Raw genomic sequence first — 14,881 nt, forward strand, 5'->3', positions numbered from 1 at the left:
TGAAAAATTAATCAATTTAAATCTTTACTTTTGTCATCGATATTTTATCTTTATCGATAAAGCAGATTTAGCATGCAAGCACATAAAATGTTGCTGGATGATGTAGATGAAGCAGACTTTAAATTAATCGCGATTTACGCAAATTTAGAGCCTTATAAAATGGCTTTTCTGCTAAACCGTTTTTTGAATTTAAAATTGATGCGAAGTCGTTTTGATGTCGATTTTAATCATAAGGATGTCCAGGCGATGTATGCTTTATTTACGTACAAAGACCTTGCGAATTATAGAGATTATTACCTTGTTAGTAATAAATTTAAAGGTAAATCCAGAAAAATATTGAATACTGGATCTTTATTTTTGGAAGAAGAAGTAAGACCTTTAGAGGTTAATTTAATTCCTCAATATAAAAAAGTCGATTTTTTTTTGAAGATAGAAGAAAATATAGAAGATCAGCAGGTTCATCAGTTGGTGAACCTAATTGGTCGCATTCCCCAGGTACAGGCTGCGTACAAGATCCATGTAGATCAATTAAAATCCAAACAAAATCTAATATTTGAATAATGCCAACAAATAAGAAGACAAAAATAGTTGCCACTTTAGGGCCGGCAACAAGTTCCAAAGACACCTTAAGAGAAATGCTCCAGGCAGGAGTAAATGTTTTCAGAATTAATTTTTCCCACGCTAATTATGATGATGTTAGGGAGCGTGTACAAATGATTAGAGATCTTAACGACCAGGAAGGTTTTACCGCTGCAATTTTAGCCGACTTACAAGGACCTAAGTTGCGTGTAGGGACCATGAAAGAGGATGTGGTCGTTGCGAAGGGAGATGAAATTGTTTTTGCAACAGGAGAAAGATTCGAGGGGTCTAAGGAGCGTGTTTATATGAATTATGACGCTTTTCCTAGAGATGTAAATGAAGGAGAGCGAATTCTTTTAGACGATGGAAAATTAATCTTCGAGGTTGTTAGCACCAATAGAGAGAACGAGGTTGTAGCGAAAGTAGTTCAGGGTGGACCTTTAAAATCTAAAAAGGGCGTAAACCTTCCTAACACTAATATTTCTTTACCTGCACTTACAGAAAAAGACGTGGAAGATGCAAAATTTGCCTGTAGTTTAGATGTAGATTGGATAGCTTTATCTTTCGTGAGACATGAAAAAGATATTATAGAACTTCAGGATTTAATTAAAGAGCATACCGAATATAAAATTCCGATTATTGCTAAAATCGAGAAGCCTGAAGGAGTAGAGAACATCGAAAAGATTGTAGCTTACTGTGATGGTTTAATGGTTGCTCGTGGAGATCTGGGGGTTGAAATCCCGGCTCAGGAAGTACCATTAATTCAGAAGAAATTAGTATTGGTTGCTAAAAAAGCCCGTATCCCTGTAATTATTGCTACCCAAATGATGGAAACAATGATTACCAGTTTAACACCAACCAGGGCAGAGGTTAATGATGTCGCTAACTCGGTTATGGATGGTGCAGATGCCGTAATGCTTAGTGGGGAGACTTCAGTTGGTCAATATCCTGTACAAGTGATCCAAAAGATGGCATCAATTTTAACAAGTGTAGAAAATTCTCCGCTAATTAAAGTTCCTCACGATCCACCACATGTGCGTACTAAAAGATATATTACGAAGTCTGTTTGTTTTCATGCAGCACACATGGCCAATGAAATTAAAGCAAAAGCAATTTGTACTTTGACTAACAGTGGGTACACTGCTTTTCAGATTTCAGCATGGCGCCCAGAAAGTCATATCTTAGTATTTACCCATAATAAAAGGATCCTTAACCGTTTAAGTTTACTTTGGGGAGTGAAGGCTTTTTATTACGATAAATATAGCACTACAGACGAAACCATTGACGATATTAATAGTATCGCGAAAGCTGGAGGTTTTGTAGAGCAAGGGGATTTTACCATTAATCTGGCAGCAATGCCTATTGCATCCAAGGGCATGGTAAATACACTTAGAGTTTCTGAAATTGAGTAATACCCAAACAATTTTATAAGAGTAAAGAACCTCGGATTTTATTCGAGGTTTTTTTATGCATTTTTATTACTGAAAGCACTTTTTACCAATTTAAAAATCGAATTTAAGTTGTACGGCGACTTCTTTCTTTTCTTCTTTTGTTTTTTGAGAAGGCTTATCAGTATTTAAATTAGATAGCGATATTCCTAAAAGGCGCACTGAATCTTTCATCTTTTCCTGATAGAGTAATTCTTTAGCCATCTCCAGGATTAAGTCTTTGCTGGAAATAAAATAAGAAATTGTTTTACTACGGGTTTGTAGAGTAAAATCACTATACTTTATTTTTAAGGTTACTGTTTTTCCGGCAACTTTACTTTTCTGTAAACGGCGTTCTATTTCTTCAGCAATATTGGTAAGTTTTTCAAGCATAAAAATTTCCGAAGAAATATTTTCACTAAAAGTGCGCTCTGCACCAAGGGATTTTCGCATTCGGTTTGGTTTTACTTCACTTTCATGTATTCCTCTAACAACATTATAATAATATGGCCCGTGTTTGCCAAAGTGATCTGCAAGATATTCTTCAGATTTCGATTTTAGATCTTTTCCGGTAAAAATCCCCAGGCGGTACATTTTTTCAGCCGTTACTTTACCTACGCCATAAAATTTCCTGATTTCCAGTTGTTCCAGAAAATCCATGACTTCTTCAGGATTCACGGTTTTTTGTCCGTTAGGTTTGTTGATATCGCTGGCAACTTTTGCAATGAACTTATTTATAGAAATTCCTGCCGAAGCATTTAAGCCTGTTTTTTGCTTTATTTTATCCCGAATTTCCCTGGCAATCATCGTAGCGCTGGGATTTCCTTTTTTATTTTCAGTTACATCCAGATAGGCTTCATCTAATGAAAGCGGCTCTACCAAATCTGTATATTCAAAAAAGATATTTCGTATTTGCTGTGATATTTCTCGATAACGATCAAAACGCGCTTTTACAAAAATTAAGTCAGGGCAATTTCTTTTCGCGATCACGCTACTCATTGCACTTCGCACTCCAAACTTTCTTGCTTCGTAACTGGCAGCGCTTACCACGCCACGTTGCGAACTGCCACCAACGGCAATTGGTTTGCCACGTAATTCGGGATTGTCCAACTGTTCTACTGAAGCGTAAAACGCATCCATGTCGATATGAATTATCTTGCGCATTTTCACGATACTGCAAATTTAATGCTAAAAGCATGCAAGCAGAAAGTACAGTCAGCTAATTTAATTATATTTAAAAGGATCATCTAAATCGTGCATTATGGAGAAGACAGCCATTGTTTTGGGAGCAACCGGGTTAACAGGGCGACATCTGGTAGAAGAGCTTTTAAGAAATAAAAACTATACTAAAGTAACCTTGTTTTCTAGAAGCAAGTTTGGGAGTGAACACCCAAAGCTGGAAGAATACCTTGTCGATGTGCTAGAATTAGAAAATTGCAAGGATAATTTTAAAGCTCACGACGTATTTTGTTGTATAGGGACTACTAAAACAAAAACACCCGATAAAACACTTTATAAAAAGATTGATTACGGGATTCCGGTGACAGCTGCAAAGCTGGCCGCAAAAAATGGAGCCGAATGTTTTGTGGTGATCTCGGCTATGGGAGCCGATGCTAATAGTCGTATTTTTTATAATCGTACCAAAGGCGAAATGGAGCAGGATGTCATGGAAAAAAATATCCCGAATATTTACATTTTTAGGCCGGCATTAATTGTTGGTGATCGCGAAGAGAAACGTTTTTTCGAGAAAGTGGCGATGCATGCTTTTAAATTATTTAATTTTATCCTGGTTGGGAACCTTAAGAAATATCGATCGGTTAAATCCCAGAATATTGCAAAAGCTATGATGCAGGTGGCAAATTTTTGGTATTCAGGTCCCATTATTAAATCAGATAAAATAAACGAACTGGCAGCAAAATATGATGATAGAGATTGAAAGGAAATTTTTAGTAAAGTCTGCACTTTTTAAAGAGGAAGCTTACCAAAAGAACCGTATAAAGCAAGGATTTTTAAATACCGATCCATTGCGTACCGTTAGAATCAGGATTAAGGACGAAACGGCCTTTCTAACCGTTAAAGGAAAAAATAATGAAGCTGGTTTAAGCAGGTTTGAGTGGGAAAAAGAAATCGATAAGACGGATGCAGAGGCACTTTTAAAACTTTGCGAACCTGGAATGATCGATAAAACACGGTTTTTAGTGAACGCAGGGAATCATGTTTTTGAGGTGGATGAATTTTATGGTGACAACGACGGATTAATTGTTGCTGAAGTAGAATTGGCAACAGAGTCTGAAGTTTTTCAGAAACCAGATTGGCTAGGTGAAGAGGTTACCGGGGATCCTAAATATTACAATTCGCAACTGAGTAAAAATCCGTTTAAATCATGGTAAAAGGTTATTCGATTTTGGTGATTTTAGGACTGGATTTTTAAGTGAAATTCCACTTGGGAATGCCTGGAAACTAAGGTGAATAAAATTGTTTAACAGGAAAGGAATTGGGCAAATTAGGTCTTAGATTTAATAATATTGATAAGCTCTTGCTTTTGTAACACTCCAGATTGACGCCAAAGTTGCGAGCCATTTTTAAACAATAGCACCGTAGGAACACCACGTACCTGATATTTAGCCGCGAGTTGCTGATTTTTATCAACATCTATTTTTATAATTTTTATGTTTGCGCCAAGTTCGGTTTTAACTTCTTTTAAAATAGGAGCCAAAGTTTTACACGGGCCACACCAGTCGGCATAAAAATCGATTAAAACGGGTTTGTCATCTGCAATAATATCTCCAAAAGTGCTCATGTTTTAATTTTTACGTGTTGGTTGTTTTTATTTCAGCTGATATTCGTTAATCTAACGTGTTATTTTTTTGAAATAGGTAGTTCAGCTTATTTTAATACTCAAATGCTTCAAATTTTTAATAAAAGTCGTTTTCATAAAATTAGAAAATTCAGCAGAAAATTAAAATGCAATATTGTTAAGTATTCGGCTTATTTTTCAGCAACACAAAATACCTCTACACTCATTTCCCTGCCTTCCAATTTTTGAGGGCCTAAAGGAGCAACAATAAAATCCTGGCCGATTTTAGGGTTTTGGTTTACCGTTCCGGAAATGAGGATTGATTTATCATAGGTTTTGCAAAGTCCCTCTATTCTAGACGTTACATTTAAAGTGTCGCCATGGTAGGCGATTTCTCGTTTTATATCGCCAACCTCTACAGCGGTAACCAATCCTTGGTGAGCACCTGCTTTAAATATGGGGACATGATTGTAAACTTTTAAGTAGTGTTCTTTTTTATTCTGAAAACGTTTATGAACCGCAAAGAAAAATTTGATTGCCTGGCTGGTATCAAAAGAGCATAATGGCCAACTTACCACGACTTCGTCACCAACGTATTGATAAATTTGGGCATTATATTCTTTGACAATCTGGTTAATATCCATAAAACTTTCCTGAATAAAAGCACTGTATTTTAAATGCCCTAACTTCTCGGCTAATTTGGTAGAATCTTTTAAATCGAGGAACATGAATAACCTGTTTTCTTCAGATGGGTATCTAAATTTTCCTAATAAAAAGGGAACAAGCAAACCAGGGCCAAATTTAGTGGTCATTTGATTAATAAAACTCAATATCAAAGTCATAAACAGCGTATAGCTTAAGATAATCACATTATAGAATTTCCAGTTCATTCTAACAATGTTTTCGGTATATTGGTTTAGCATGTTTTCACTTGCGTATTCTACTACCACGTATCTTAAAAGGAAGATGATGATGGTTAAAACGGTAAAATAAAGAATCCCACCAACCAAAATATTGAAACCTAGTGATCGATTTCTAAAGGTACGATTGTTTAGAAAATGATCTGTAATGCCTAATGCGATCCCTAATAAAGCCCCAAGACTTAAAAACAATGTGAAGACACCACCAATAGAAAGATCTGTAGATCTGCCCATTGCCTGTAAAACCGATAGTGCGGTTAGATGAATAATCAAAAACAATAATCCGTAAGCAAAAATCCAAAAAACAATCTGTTTGATGATTTTGCTTAAAAATGGATATTGATTAGAAAAGCTATAAAAACTTACAGCGTAATTTTTTTTCATAAGCTGTAAATATAAATTAGATAAAACAGCCCCGAATTAAAATTCGAGGCTATTTTCAACAATTAACAAATAACAATATTCAAATTATTGCCAGCCACCACCAAGTGCTTCATATAAATTCACCATCGAATTTAATTGGGTATACCTGGCGTTGATTAGATTTAGCCTAGAGTTTAACGCATTTTCTCTTGCGGTTAAAACTTCCAGGTAATTTGCTAAACCATTATCCAATAATTCTTCTGAATAATTGGTAGCAGTGTCGTAAGCATTATATTCTTTTTCTTTTACTTCAATTTTTTCGGTAGCCGCTTCATAATTATATAAAGCATCGGCTACTTCTTTAGTTGCTGTTAAAAAGGCTTGTCTAAAACGAAGTCTTGCTTGCTCTTGTTGTGCTTGTGAAGCTTCATATTGCGTTCTTATTTTTCTCTTTTGAAAAATAGGCTGAGTTAATCCTCCTACAATCGTAGCAAATAAAGAATTGGTGTCAAAAAGCTCTCCTAAATCTAATGATTGCAGACCTCCCGTTGCTGTTAGCGTAAGGGATGGGTAAAAATTAGCTCTTGCCACGTTGGTCATTTCAAAAGCATTCACTAAACCATATTCCGCTTGAATTACATCTGGTCGGTTTCTCAACAATTGCGCGGGTACCCCGGTTTTTAATTCGGTATCAATACTTTGTTGAGCTAAGGAAGTTCGGTTAATATCTTCCGGTTCTTTCCCTAACAAAATAGACATCGTATTTTCCAATAATCTTATTTGATTGTTGGTGTCAATAAGTATAGCTTGAGCGGTGTACAACTGGGCTTCGGTTTGTTTTACCCCAACTTCAGTTACATTCCCTGCATCTTTAAGCGCCTTGGTAGTCTCTAAACTGTTTTTCCTGTTTTCAATTGTTTCCTCAGTAACTTTTCGTTGCTCATCTAAAGAAAGTAATTGGTAATAGGTAGAAGCAATATTAGAGATAAGCTTGGTTTTTACCGCTTGATGGGCTGCTACACTTTGTAAGTAGGAAGCTTCAAAAGCTCTTTTCTGACTCCTGATTTTTCCCCAAATATCAGCTTCCCAAGATAGGTTTCCTGAAATTTCATATTGATCTAAAGAAGAGAAAAATCCACCAAACTGACTGTTAGAAGATAGTTCCTGATGGGTGAATGTGGCATTTCCCGTTAAAGAAGGGAAATAACCTGCTTTTCCTTGTTTCAGGTAAGCTTCAGCGTAAAGAATTTGCTGAAGCGCTACCCGAATATCAATATTATTGGTAAGCCCCTCTTCAATATACTCTTGTAAAACGGGATCGGTAAACATTTCTCGCCAAGAAACATTTGCCATGGTTAGACTATCTTGCGGAATGCTATCGGTTCTAAAATTGTTTTGGTTAACAATATCGGGTTGCTCGTAATCTTTTGCTACAAAACAAGATTGTAGACTAACCACCACTACCGATAGGACGATAAATTTATGTTTATATAAAAATTTCATAGCGTTTATTGTTCTGTGTTTTGAGATTGTACAGCTTCTGGCTTTTTACCAATTTTTTCCTGTAACCATTGGAAAAGGATAAACAACATAGGGATCACAAATATTCCTGTAATTGTACCAATTAATAAACCTCCGGCCGCACCGGTACCAATAGATCGGTTACCTTCAGCACCCACACCACTGGCTAATACTAACGGCATTAATCCTAGAATAAAAGCAAAAGAGGTCATTAAAATTGGTCGTAACCTGGCTTTGGCGCCATCTATAGCAGCATCTACAATGCTTTCTCCACGTTTTCTTCTTTGGATGGCAAATTCTACAATTAAAATCGCATTTTTAGCGAGCAGACCAATTAACATAATCAGGGCGATCTGGAAATAGATGTTATTCTGAAGTCCTGCCATTTTGGTTGTAAAATAAGCGCCAAATACTCCTAATGGTAATGAAAGCAATACTGAAAGCGGTAATAAATAACTCTCGTATTGTGCAGCCAATAAGAAATAAACAAATACAATAGAAAGTAAAAATATAGTCGTGGTTTGGCTACCGGCATTTACTTCCTCTCGTGTTAACCCTGAATACGCGGTTCCGTAGTTACCCGGTAAAGTAGAAGCTACTTCTTCAATGGCATTAATCGCATCACCCGAACTAAATCCTGGATTGGTGGCCCCTGTTAGTTTAGTTGAATTAAATAAGTTGAACCTGGTTACCGATTGCGGACCATACACTCTTTTTAGGGTTACAAACTGGGTAATAGGTGACATTTCTCCACTTTTAGTTCGCACATAAAGTTTGTTTAAATCACTTTTAGTGGCCCTATCTTGCGGAAGTGCCTGTACATATACACGATATTGTTTACCGAATCTTGAAAAATCGGCGGCATAAATTCCTCCAATATAACCTTGTAAGGTCGAGAAAATTTCACTTACCGAAACTCCTTTATCTTTTGCTACAGGAACATTTAACTTAATCTCATATTGTGGATATTTGGTGTTAAAGGAAGATTGCGCGTATTGTATTTCTGGGCGCTGCATCAGCTTTCCTATAAATTCCTGGTTGGCGGCATCTAATTCTTCAAAACTTGAACCTGAACGGTCTAATAGATTCACTTCAAATCCTGCAGAGTTCCCAAAACCTGGAATACTTGGCGGTGCGAAAAATATAATATTCGCTTCTGGAATAGTAGCTGCAACACCAAATAATTTTCCGGTAATTGCTTTTAGCGAAAGTTCATCAGTGTCACGTTCTTCCCAATCTTGTAGTTTTACAAAGCCCAGACCATAGTTACTACCGGCACCACTAATTAAACTTCGTCCATTAATTACAGATACGCCTTCAACACCAGGTATATCTTTTATTTTTTGATAAAGCTCATTATTCACTTGAGACGTTCTATCAATGGAAGCCCCGGCAGGTAATTCAACATTTATAAATAATAACCCCCTATCTTCATCAGGTACAAATCCGGTAGGAGTTGTAGAAGAAGTCCACCAAATACCTACTACTGCCAGGATAAGGATTAGCGCACTAATCCATTTGTTTTTATACAGAAAATGAAGTGATTTACCATAGCGGTTAATGGTTGCGTTAAATCCACGGTTAAATGCGGCATAGAATCTTTGTAAGAAGTTTTTCTTTTTTTCGTGTTCTTCTTCATTGTGGGTTTTTAAGAATAATGCACATAATGCCGGACTTAAAGTTAAGGCGTTAACTGCAGAAATAAAGATGGCTACAATTAAAGTAATCCCAAATTGTTCATAGAAAACACCAGTAGGTCCCTGAATAAATGTCACCGGAACAAAAACCGCTCCCATAACCAGGGTAATGGAAACAATTGCTCCAGAGATTTCGTGCATCGCATCCAGTGTTGCATTTTTTGCACTATTGGCGCCTTCATCTATTTTTGCGTGCACCGCTTCTACCACCACAATGGCATCATCTACCACAATACCAATGGCCAGTACCAATGCAAAAAGTGTAAGCAGGTTAATGGAATACCCAAACAGGTTTAAGAAAAAGAAGGTACCGATAATAGAAACGGGAACCGCAATAGCCGGAATTAAAGTAGATCTAAAATCTTGAAGGAAAATAAAAACTACAATAAAAACCAGGATGAATGCTTCTACCAGTGTGTGCACTACTTTTTCGATAGAGGCATTTAAGAAATTATTGGTATCGTAAGGGATATAAATTTCTATACCTTCAGGAAGGTTAGCCTCAATTTCACTCAATTTGGTTTTAATGGTTTGAATAATATCACGGGCATTAGACCCTTTGGTCTGAAAAATACCCATGTTTACCGCAGGATTTCCTTTGGTCGTAGAACCGCCGCTATAGGATTGGGCGTCCAGTTCGATTTTGGCAACATCTTTTAACCTTAAATATTCACCATCTCCTAAAGCCTTTATGATGATATTGTTGTATTCTTGTTCTGTTTTAAAACGACCACTATACTTAATAGTATACGAAAAAGCTTCTCCATTATTTTCACCAAGCGCACCGGCAGCGGCCTCTAAACTTTGTTCATTTAGTGCTCCAATAACATCAGAAGGGACTAAATTATAGGCCGTCAATTTTTCTGGCTGTAACCAGATTCGCATGGCATAATCTTTTTCCCCAAATACATTTACGTTACCTACCCCATTTACCCTTTGAATTTCAGGAATCACATTTATTTTCAGGTAATTCTGAATAAAGGTATCATCATAATCTTCATTTGTACTATAAAAAGACATGAACATTAATGCACTGGTCTGTTGCTTTTGCGTGGTAACCCCGGTTTGTTTTACTTCAGCAGGGAGTAGAGGGTTGGCACGGGCCACCCGGTTTTGTACGTTTACCGCAGCAATATCTGGATCTATTTCCTGATCAAAAAATACAGTAATTTCAGCCGTACCGTTATTGGTAGCGGTAGAGGTAATGTAGGTCATCCCCTCCACACCATTGATCTGTTCCTCAATAGGGATAATTACACTTTCTAAGATCGTTTCTGCGTTGGCCCCGGGATAACTTGTGGTAACCGTAATGGTTGGGGGCGCAATATCGGGATACTGGGTAATTGGTAAAGCTGTTAAGCCCAATACACCAAGTATAACTAGAAGGATAGAAACTACCGTGGATAATACGGGTCTCTCTATAAATGTTTTTAGCATGATTTATATTTCTTCAGCAATTTTATTTAAATACTTTTTCAATAGGTTCAGCAATACTGTCAAAAGGTATCGGTTGAGGTTTAATTTCAGTACCTGGTCGAATTTTAGTTATACCTTTCGCAACAATCTTCTCTCCTTTTTTTATTCCGCTTTCCACGATGTACAAGTTGCCAATTTCATCTTTGATTTTAATGGCAGCAGAAGTCACCTTATTGCCTTCTTGTACTTTCATCACCATAATACTTCCTTGTTGCTCAAAAGTAGCAGATTGGGGAACTACCACAGCATCTTTATAAACTTCAGGAATAAGAACGCTTCCACTATTTCCGTTAGTTAAAATTCTTGAAGGATTATCAAATACCGCTCTAAAAGAAACAGTACCGGTATTATTGTTTACCTGAGAATTAATGGTTTCTATTTTTCCCTCCTGCTTATACATAGCACCATTAGCTAATCTTAATTTTACGTTGGGAATGTTTTTGATTATTTCTTCAAAAGATTCCCCTTCCTTATTCTGGATAAAATTAAGATAGTCGGTTTCGTTCATAGAAAAGTAAGCATATACTTTACTAATATTACTTACTGTTGTTAAGGGTTCCTGACTGGTAGGACTTACTAAAGCTCCTTCTCTTAAATTAATAGCCCCTACATAACCATCTACCGGACTTTTAATATTTGCATAACCTATATTAGCAGCGATACTGTTATAACTGCTTTTTGCTTGTTCTAATTTTGCTTTTGCAGTTTCTAACTGTACCTCACTAATAATATCTTTTTCTACTAGAGGTTTAAGTTTATTTACTTCAACCTGAGCGGCATTTACGTTCGCTTTAGCAGCTTGAGCATCTTGGTTTAACGATTGGGTTTCCAGTTTAAAAAGGATTTGTCCTTTTTTTACTTTTTCGCCTTCATCAACCATCACTTTATTGATATAGCCTGATACTTTTGCGCGTATTTCACTATTTACAATACCTTCTATATTTGCAGGATAAGAAGTGCTTCCTTCTACAGTTTTAGTGGTTATTTCTATTACAGGATAAGGTTGAGCTTGTTGAGCTTGGGCACTAGCTGCTTGTTGTGATTTTTCACCTTCGTTACCACAAGAAATGAGCATAAGTATTCCTGCGGCAAGACCAATATAAGTTTTAATTTTTCTCATTATTAAAATAATTAGGGGTAAAGATTATTAGATTTCTATTTTAGACATTTTATTAATTACGTTCTCAATATTCATTTTTTGAGATTCTAAATACTCTCTAAAGAGTAGGGCAATTTGTCCCGTACTTTGGAATTTTTGAGTATTGTTATCTTTATTAAAATTGATGATCTTATCGATTAATTTTAATTCCTCATTAATATTTTCGTAATATTCTTCTAGCGTGTTTTTTAAATAGTAACTACTGGCTCTAAAATATCTTTTACGATCACCGGGTTTTGTGAAATATTCTACTTTCTTAAGTTGTAAAAGATGATTAAGATGAGTGGAAACAGAACTTTTACTGGCACAGGTAATACTCAAAATTTCATCGAACGTGTGTCCGTCCTTTGGGGATAGAATCATTATACCATAGATTCTGGCCGCCAGGGGAGCCAATTGGTGAACTTGTTCAAAACGTACTCCTATTTCCTCAATCAATTTCCTTTTTTCTTCTGAACAGCAATCCATAAATTCTCAATTTAAAAAGTGCAAAGGTATGATTGGTTCGGAATACACCGAACTAAATAAACTTAAATTAATGTTAAATAAAATATTAACGGATTTGTCTGTTTTGGAAACTGGCTAATATGGATTAATTTAAATCTTTTTCTATTTCAATTTTTATCGATAAACTATTCCCTTGTTGGTCGGTTACCGTCAACAGGTGTTCGCCGGGCTCAGGATCATAGGTTATTTCGTGGAAAGTCTGTGTAGCTTCAATAAACTTTTGGTCGATATACCAGTAAACCGTTGTTTCAGGGTTACGATGTGCTAATTTAAAAACCACCGGATTTGTTTGTTCCTCAAAATTCTTCGGAAGTAAAACGGTTTCACTTTTCTTTGGGTAGATAAACTGCATCAATTGTTCCCCTTCTTTTAGGCAACCCGACTTAAATCGTGGGAGACTTTGGTATTCGGGATGTTTGGGCGCATAGTAATATTCCATTACCGGCGCAAGTGAAAACCAGTTTTTCGTTGTCATTTCCGCTAATTCATAACAAGAAGAATTCACTTGAAATTGTTCCGATTTATCTAAAAATACCTGTTGATGATAGGGGCAAGAAGTTGTTCGTATTCCATTTTTCGGGATCCATTCTTTTTCAGATTCATCACAATAAATTCCGGCTAGGTGACCACTTTTTGTGCAAACTTCAGCTTCAACCAATTCATCATAAGGGATTTTAAACTTTTCCGTCTTTGGTAACTTGTCAAAACTTTCAAATAAAATAGGAGCGGCAGCTTGTAAACCCGTCAATCCCGGTCGGCCTTCGCCATCGGCATTTCCTACCCAAACGCCAACGGCAAAACGAGCATTTACACCTACTGCCCAAGCGTCTTTAAAGCCGTAGCTCGTCCCGGTTTTCCAGGAAATAGCTTGCGAATGCGAGAAAAAATTCCAGTTTTCTTCGCCGGTGGGGCGGTTTACTTCTTCTAAGGTTTTTAAGGTGTGATAAATAGCACCGGCATTAAATAGTTCAGGCTGAAATTGATTCTTCCCAAAAGCTGCTTTTTCGCCTAGTTGATAAATGGGTTCTAAAAATTCATTGGGTTTATATTCGCTAGAAGAAGAATTGAAATGATGTAAAGTTGAAGCCATCCCGGCATAAGCATTGGTAATGTCCCAAAGTGAACTTTCGGCGCCACCCAGAATTAAGGAAAGCCCATAATAATCGGCTGATTTATTGATGTTTTTTAGCTGAAGTTTTTCTAGCTGATGATAAAATTTCTGCAGGCCATAATCCTGAAGCATCCGAACCGCCGGCACATTTAACGATTTTGCCAAGGCCACACTTGCAGGAACCGCTCCGTTAAATTCTTTATCAAAATTTTGCGGACTATAACCATTTACTGAAGTAGGAACATCAGCAACGAGCGTATTTGGAAGTAGGCTTCCTTCATCTAGCATCGCGGCATACAAAAAGGGTTTTAAAATACTTCCGGTACTTCGTGGCCGCTGAATAATATCGACAAAATGATCGTGTTCCGCTGTAGTTGGCGAATTTCCCACATAGGCTAATACTTCTCGCGTATTCACATCAAGAATTAAAATTGCAAGGTTATGAATTTCATTTTGTCGTAAAGCTTCGTAATTTTTACGAGCGATCTCATTATTTTGCTGCTGAAGCGAATAGTTGATCGTTGAGGTTAACTGCGTTCCTTTATGGTCATTTCTTAATTTTTCTGTGAGGTGCGGAGTTATTTCCGGTAGCGGAAAAGGTTTTCCCGGAAGTTTCTCAGCTAAAGCTAATTCATACGTGGTTTGGTCGATGACTTCATTTTCAAAAAGCTTTAGCAGCAATCGGTCGCGTTTTTGCTTAAATATTTTCTCATTTTTCCCCGGAAAGATTAATGCCGGTGCGTTGGGCAAAACGGCCAATGCTGCTGCCTGCCCCCAACTTAAATCTTGTGAAGAGAGGCCAAAATAGCGCCAAGACGCAGTTTCTAAACCAACTACATTTCCGCCGAAAGGAGCATAAGTTGCATAAAGATTGAGAATTTGTTCTTTGCTGGCACGCAATTCTAATCGGGTAGCTTGAAAAATTTCGATAACTTTCTCCCAATAGGTACGCTCTTGATTTTTACGGGATAACCGAATGACTTGCTGGGTAAGCGTACTTCCACCTCTACGATTTTCTGTAGTGAGGTTTTGCCATAGTGCTTTGGTGATTGCCACTGGATTAAAACCCGGATGCCAGTAAAAATATTCATCTTCAAAATTCAAGATACATTGCTCAAATCGATGCGGTACGCTGTCTTGCTGTGGGAATCGCCACTGACCATCGTCGGCAATACGAGCGCCTAACATTAAACCTTCCCGACTTTTTAACACGGTAGAAGTGGGTTCGTTAAAAAGCTGTTTGGGTAAACAAAAAAGCCACATCATTCCTACAATAAATAGCAAACCTATTTTGATAGGGTGTTTTTTAAGAAAGTGAAGCATT

The 14,881-nt window shown here is 36.9% G+C and carries 12 protein-coding genes; 4 read left to right on the forward strand and 8 right to left on the reverse strand.

Features of this window, described 5'->3' with window-relative positions; all coding sequences use genetic code 11:
* Positions 1 to 72 precede the first annotated feature (72 nt).
* Positions 73 to 561, forward strand: a complete 489-nt coding sequence (locus tag L1967_RS06480; protein WP_249600916.1) for an IPExxxVDY family protein — start codon at positions 73 to 75, stop codon at positions 559 to 561.
* Complete coding sequence (gene pyk, locus L1967_RS06485; protein WP_249600917.1) at positions 561 to 1,991, forward strand: pyruvate kinase; 1,431 nt, start codon at positions 561 to 563, stop codon at positions 1,989 to 1,991. The genes L1967_RS06480 and pyk overlap by 1 nt, the downstream gene beginning before the upstream one ends.
* 90 nt (positions 1,992 to 2,081) lie before the next feature.
* Here the strand turns inward: pyk and dinB are convergent, their stop codons facing one another.
* Positions 2,082 to 3,170, reverse strand: a complete 1,089-nt coding sequence (dinB, locus tag L1967_RS06490; RefSeq protein WP_249600918.1) for a DNA polymerase IV — start codon at positions 3,168 to 3,170, stop codon at positions 2,082 to 2,084.
* A gap of 97 nt (positions 3,171 to 3,267) precedes the next feature.
* Between dinB and L1967_RS06495 the strand changes: the two genes are divergently transcribed.
* Positions 3,268 to 3,942 (forward strand): NAD(P)H-binding protein, encoded by a 675-nt coding sequence (locus L1967_RS06495; RefSeq protein ID WP_249600919.1) that lies wholly within the window; start codon positions 3,268 to 3,270, stop codon positions 3,940 to 3,942.
* Entirely contained in the window at positions 3,929 to 4,396 is a 468-nt protein-coding gene (locus L1967_RS06500; RefSeq protein WP_249601009.1) for a CYTH domain-containing protein, read from the forward strand. The genes L1967_RS06495 and L1967_RS06500 overlap by 14 nt, the downstream gene beginning before the upstream one ends.
* Positions 4,397 to 4,509: 113 nt before the next feature.
* Here L1967_RS06500 and trxA read toward each other — a convergent pair whose 3' ends face one another.
* The 7 genes from trxA to pbpC form a co-directional block, all read right to left on the reverse strand.
* Positions 4,510 to 4,806: a thioredoxin gene (gene trxA, locus L1967_RS06505; protein ID WP_249600920.1), complete on the reverse strand. Its 297-nt coding sequence runs from the start codon at positions 4,804 to 4,806 to the stop codon at positions 4,510 to 4,512.
* 188 nt (positions 4,807 to 4,994) lie between these two features.
* Positions 4,995 to 6,107 carry an adenylate/guanylate cyclase domain-containing protein gene (locus tag L1967_RS06510; protein WP_249600921.1) on the reverse strand — a complete coding sequence of 371 codons (1,113 nt, stop codon included), beginning with the start codon at positions 6,105 to 6,107 and terminating at the stop codon, positions 4,995 to 4,997.
* A gap of 84 nt (positions 6,108 to 6,191) precedes the next feature.
* Entirely contained in the window at positions 6,192 to 7,589 is a 1,398-nt protein-coding gene (locus L1967_RS06515; protein WP_249600922.1) for an efflux transporter outer membrane subunit, read from the reverse strand.
* 5 nt (positions 7,590 to 7,594) lie between these two features.
* On the reverse strand, positions 7,595 to 10,741 hold the full coding sequence (locus tag L1967_RS06520) for an efflux RND transporter permease subunit (protein ID WP_249600923.1): 3,147 nt from the start codon (positions 10,739 to 10,741) through the stop codon (positions 7,595 to 7,597).
* Positions 10,742 to 10,763: 22 nt separating this feature from the next.
* Positions 10,764 to 11,900 (reverse strand): efflux RND transporter periplasmic adaptor subunit, encoded by a 1,137-nt coding sequence (locus L1967_RS06525; protein ID WP_249600924.1) that lies wholly within the window; start codon positions 11,898 to 11,900, stop codon positions 10,764 to 10,766.
* Positions 11,901 to 11,927: 27 nt separating this feature from the next.
* A complete protein-coding gene (locus L1967_RS06530; RefSeq protein WP_249600925.1) occupies positions 11,928 to 12,407 on the reverse strand; it encodes a GbsR/MarR family transcriptional regulator in 480 nt (159 codons plus the stop codon).
* Positions 12,408 to 12,531: 124 nt separating this feature from the next.
* Positions 12,532 to 14,880 carry a penicillin-binding protein 1C gene (pbpC, locus tag L1967_RS06535; protein ID WP_249600926.1) on the reverse strand — a complete coding sequence of 783 codons (2,349 nt, stop codon included), beginning with the start codon at positions 14,878 to 14,880 and terminating at the stop codon, positions 12,532 to 12,534.
* Between the last annotated feature and the right edge of the window lies 1 nt (position 14,881).

Origin of the sequence: Zunongwangia pacifica (assembly GCF_023499215.1) — a bacterium.
Classification (GTDB): domain Bacteria; phylum Bacteroidota; class Bacteroidia; order Flavobacteriales; family Flavobacteriaceae; genus Zunongwangia; species Zunongwangia pacifica.

What these genes read in the sequence shown, in the direction of transcription:
- dinB (WP_249600918.1), bottom strand. Translation starts at nt 3,170, where the DNA reads ATGCGCAAGATAATTCATATCGACATGGATGCGTTTTACGCTTCAGTA.
- L1967_RS06530 (WP_249600925.1), bottom strand. Translation starts at nt 12,407, where the DNA reads ATGGATTGCTGTTCAGAAGAAAAAAGGAAATTGATTGAGGAAATAGGA.
- L1967_RS06515 (WP_249600922.1), bottom strand. Translation starts at nt 7,589, where the DNA reads ATGAAATTTTTATATAAACATAAATTTATCGTCCTATCGGTAGTGGTG.
- L1967_RS06510 (WP_249600921.1), bottom strand. Translation starts at nt 6,107, where the DNA reads ATGAAAAAAAATTACGCTGTAAGTTTTTATAGCTTTTCTAATCAATAT.
- L1967_RS06500 (WP_249601009.1), top strand. Translation starts at nt 3,929, where the DNA reads ATGATAGAGATTGAAAGGAAATTTTTAGTAAAGTCTGCACTTTTTAAA.
- trxA (WP_249600920.1), bottom strand. Translation starts at nt 4,806, where the DNA reads ATGAGCACTTTTGGAGATATTATTGCAGATGACAAACCCGTTTTAATC.
- L1967_RS06520 (WP_249600923.1), bottom strand. Translation starts at nt 10,741, where the DNA reads ATGCTAAAAACATTTATAGAGAGACCCGTATTATCCACGGTAGTTTCT.
- pbpC (WP_249600926.1), bottom strand. Translation starts at nt 14,880, where the DNA reads ATGCTTCACTTTCTTAAAAAACACCCTATCAAAATAGGTTTGCTATTT.
- pyk (WP_249600917.1), top strand. Translation starts at nt 561, where the DNA reads ATGCCAACAAATAAGAAGACAAAAATAGTTGCCACTTTAGGGCCGGCA.
- L1967_RS06495 (WP_249600919.1), top strand. Translation starts at nt 3,268, where the DNA reads ATGGAGAAGACAGCCATTGTTTTGGGAGCAACCGGGTTAACAGGGCGA.
- L1967_RS06480 (WP_249600916.1), top strand. Translation starts at nt 73, where the DNA reads ATGCAAGCACATAAAATGTTGCTGGATGATGTAGATGAAGCAGACTTT.
- L1967_RS06525 (WP_249600924.1), bottom strand. Translation starts at nt 11,900, where the DNA reads ATGAGAAAAATTAAAACTTATATTGGTCTTGCCGCAGGAATACTTATG.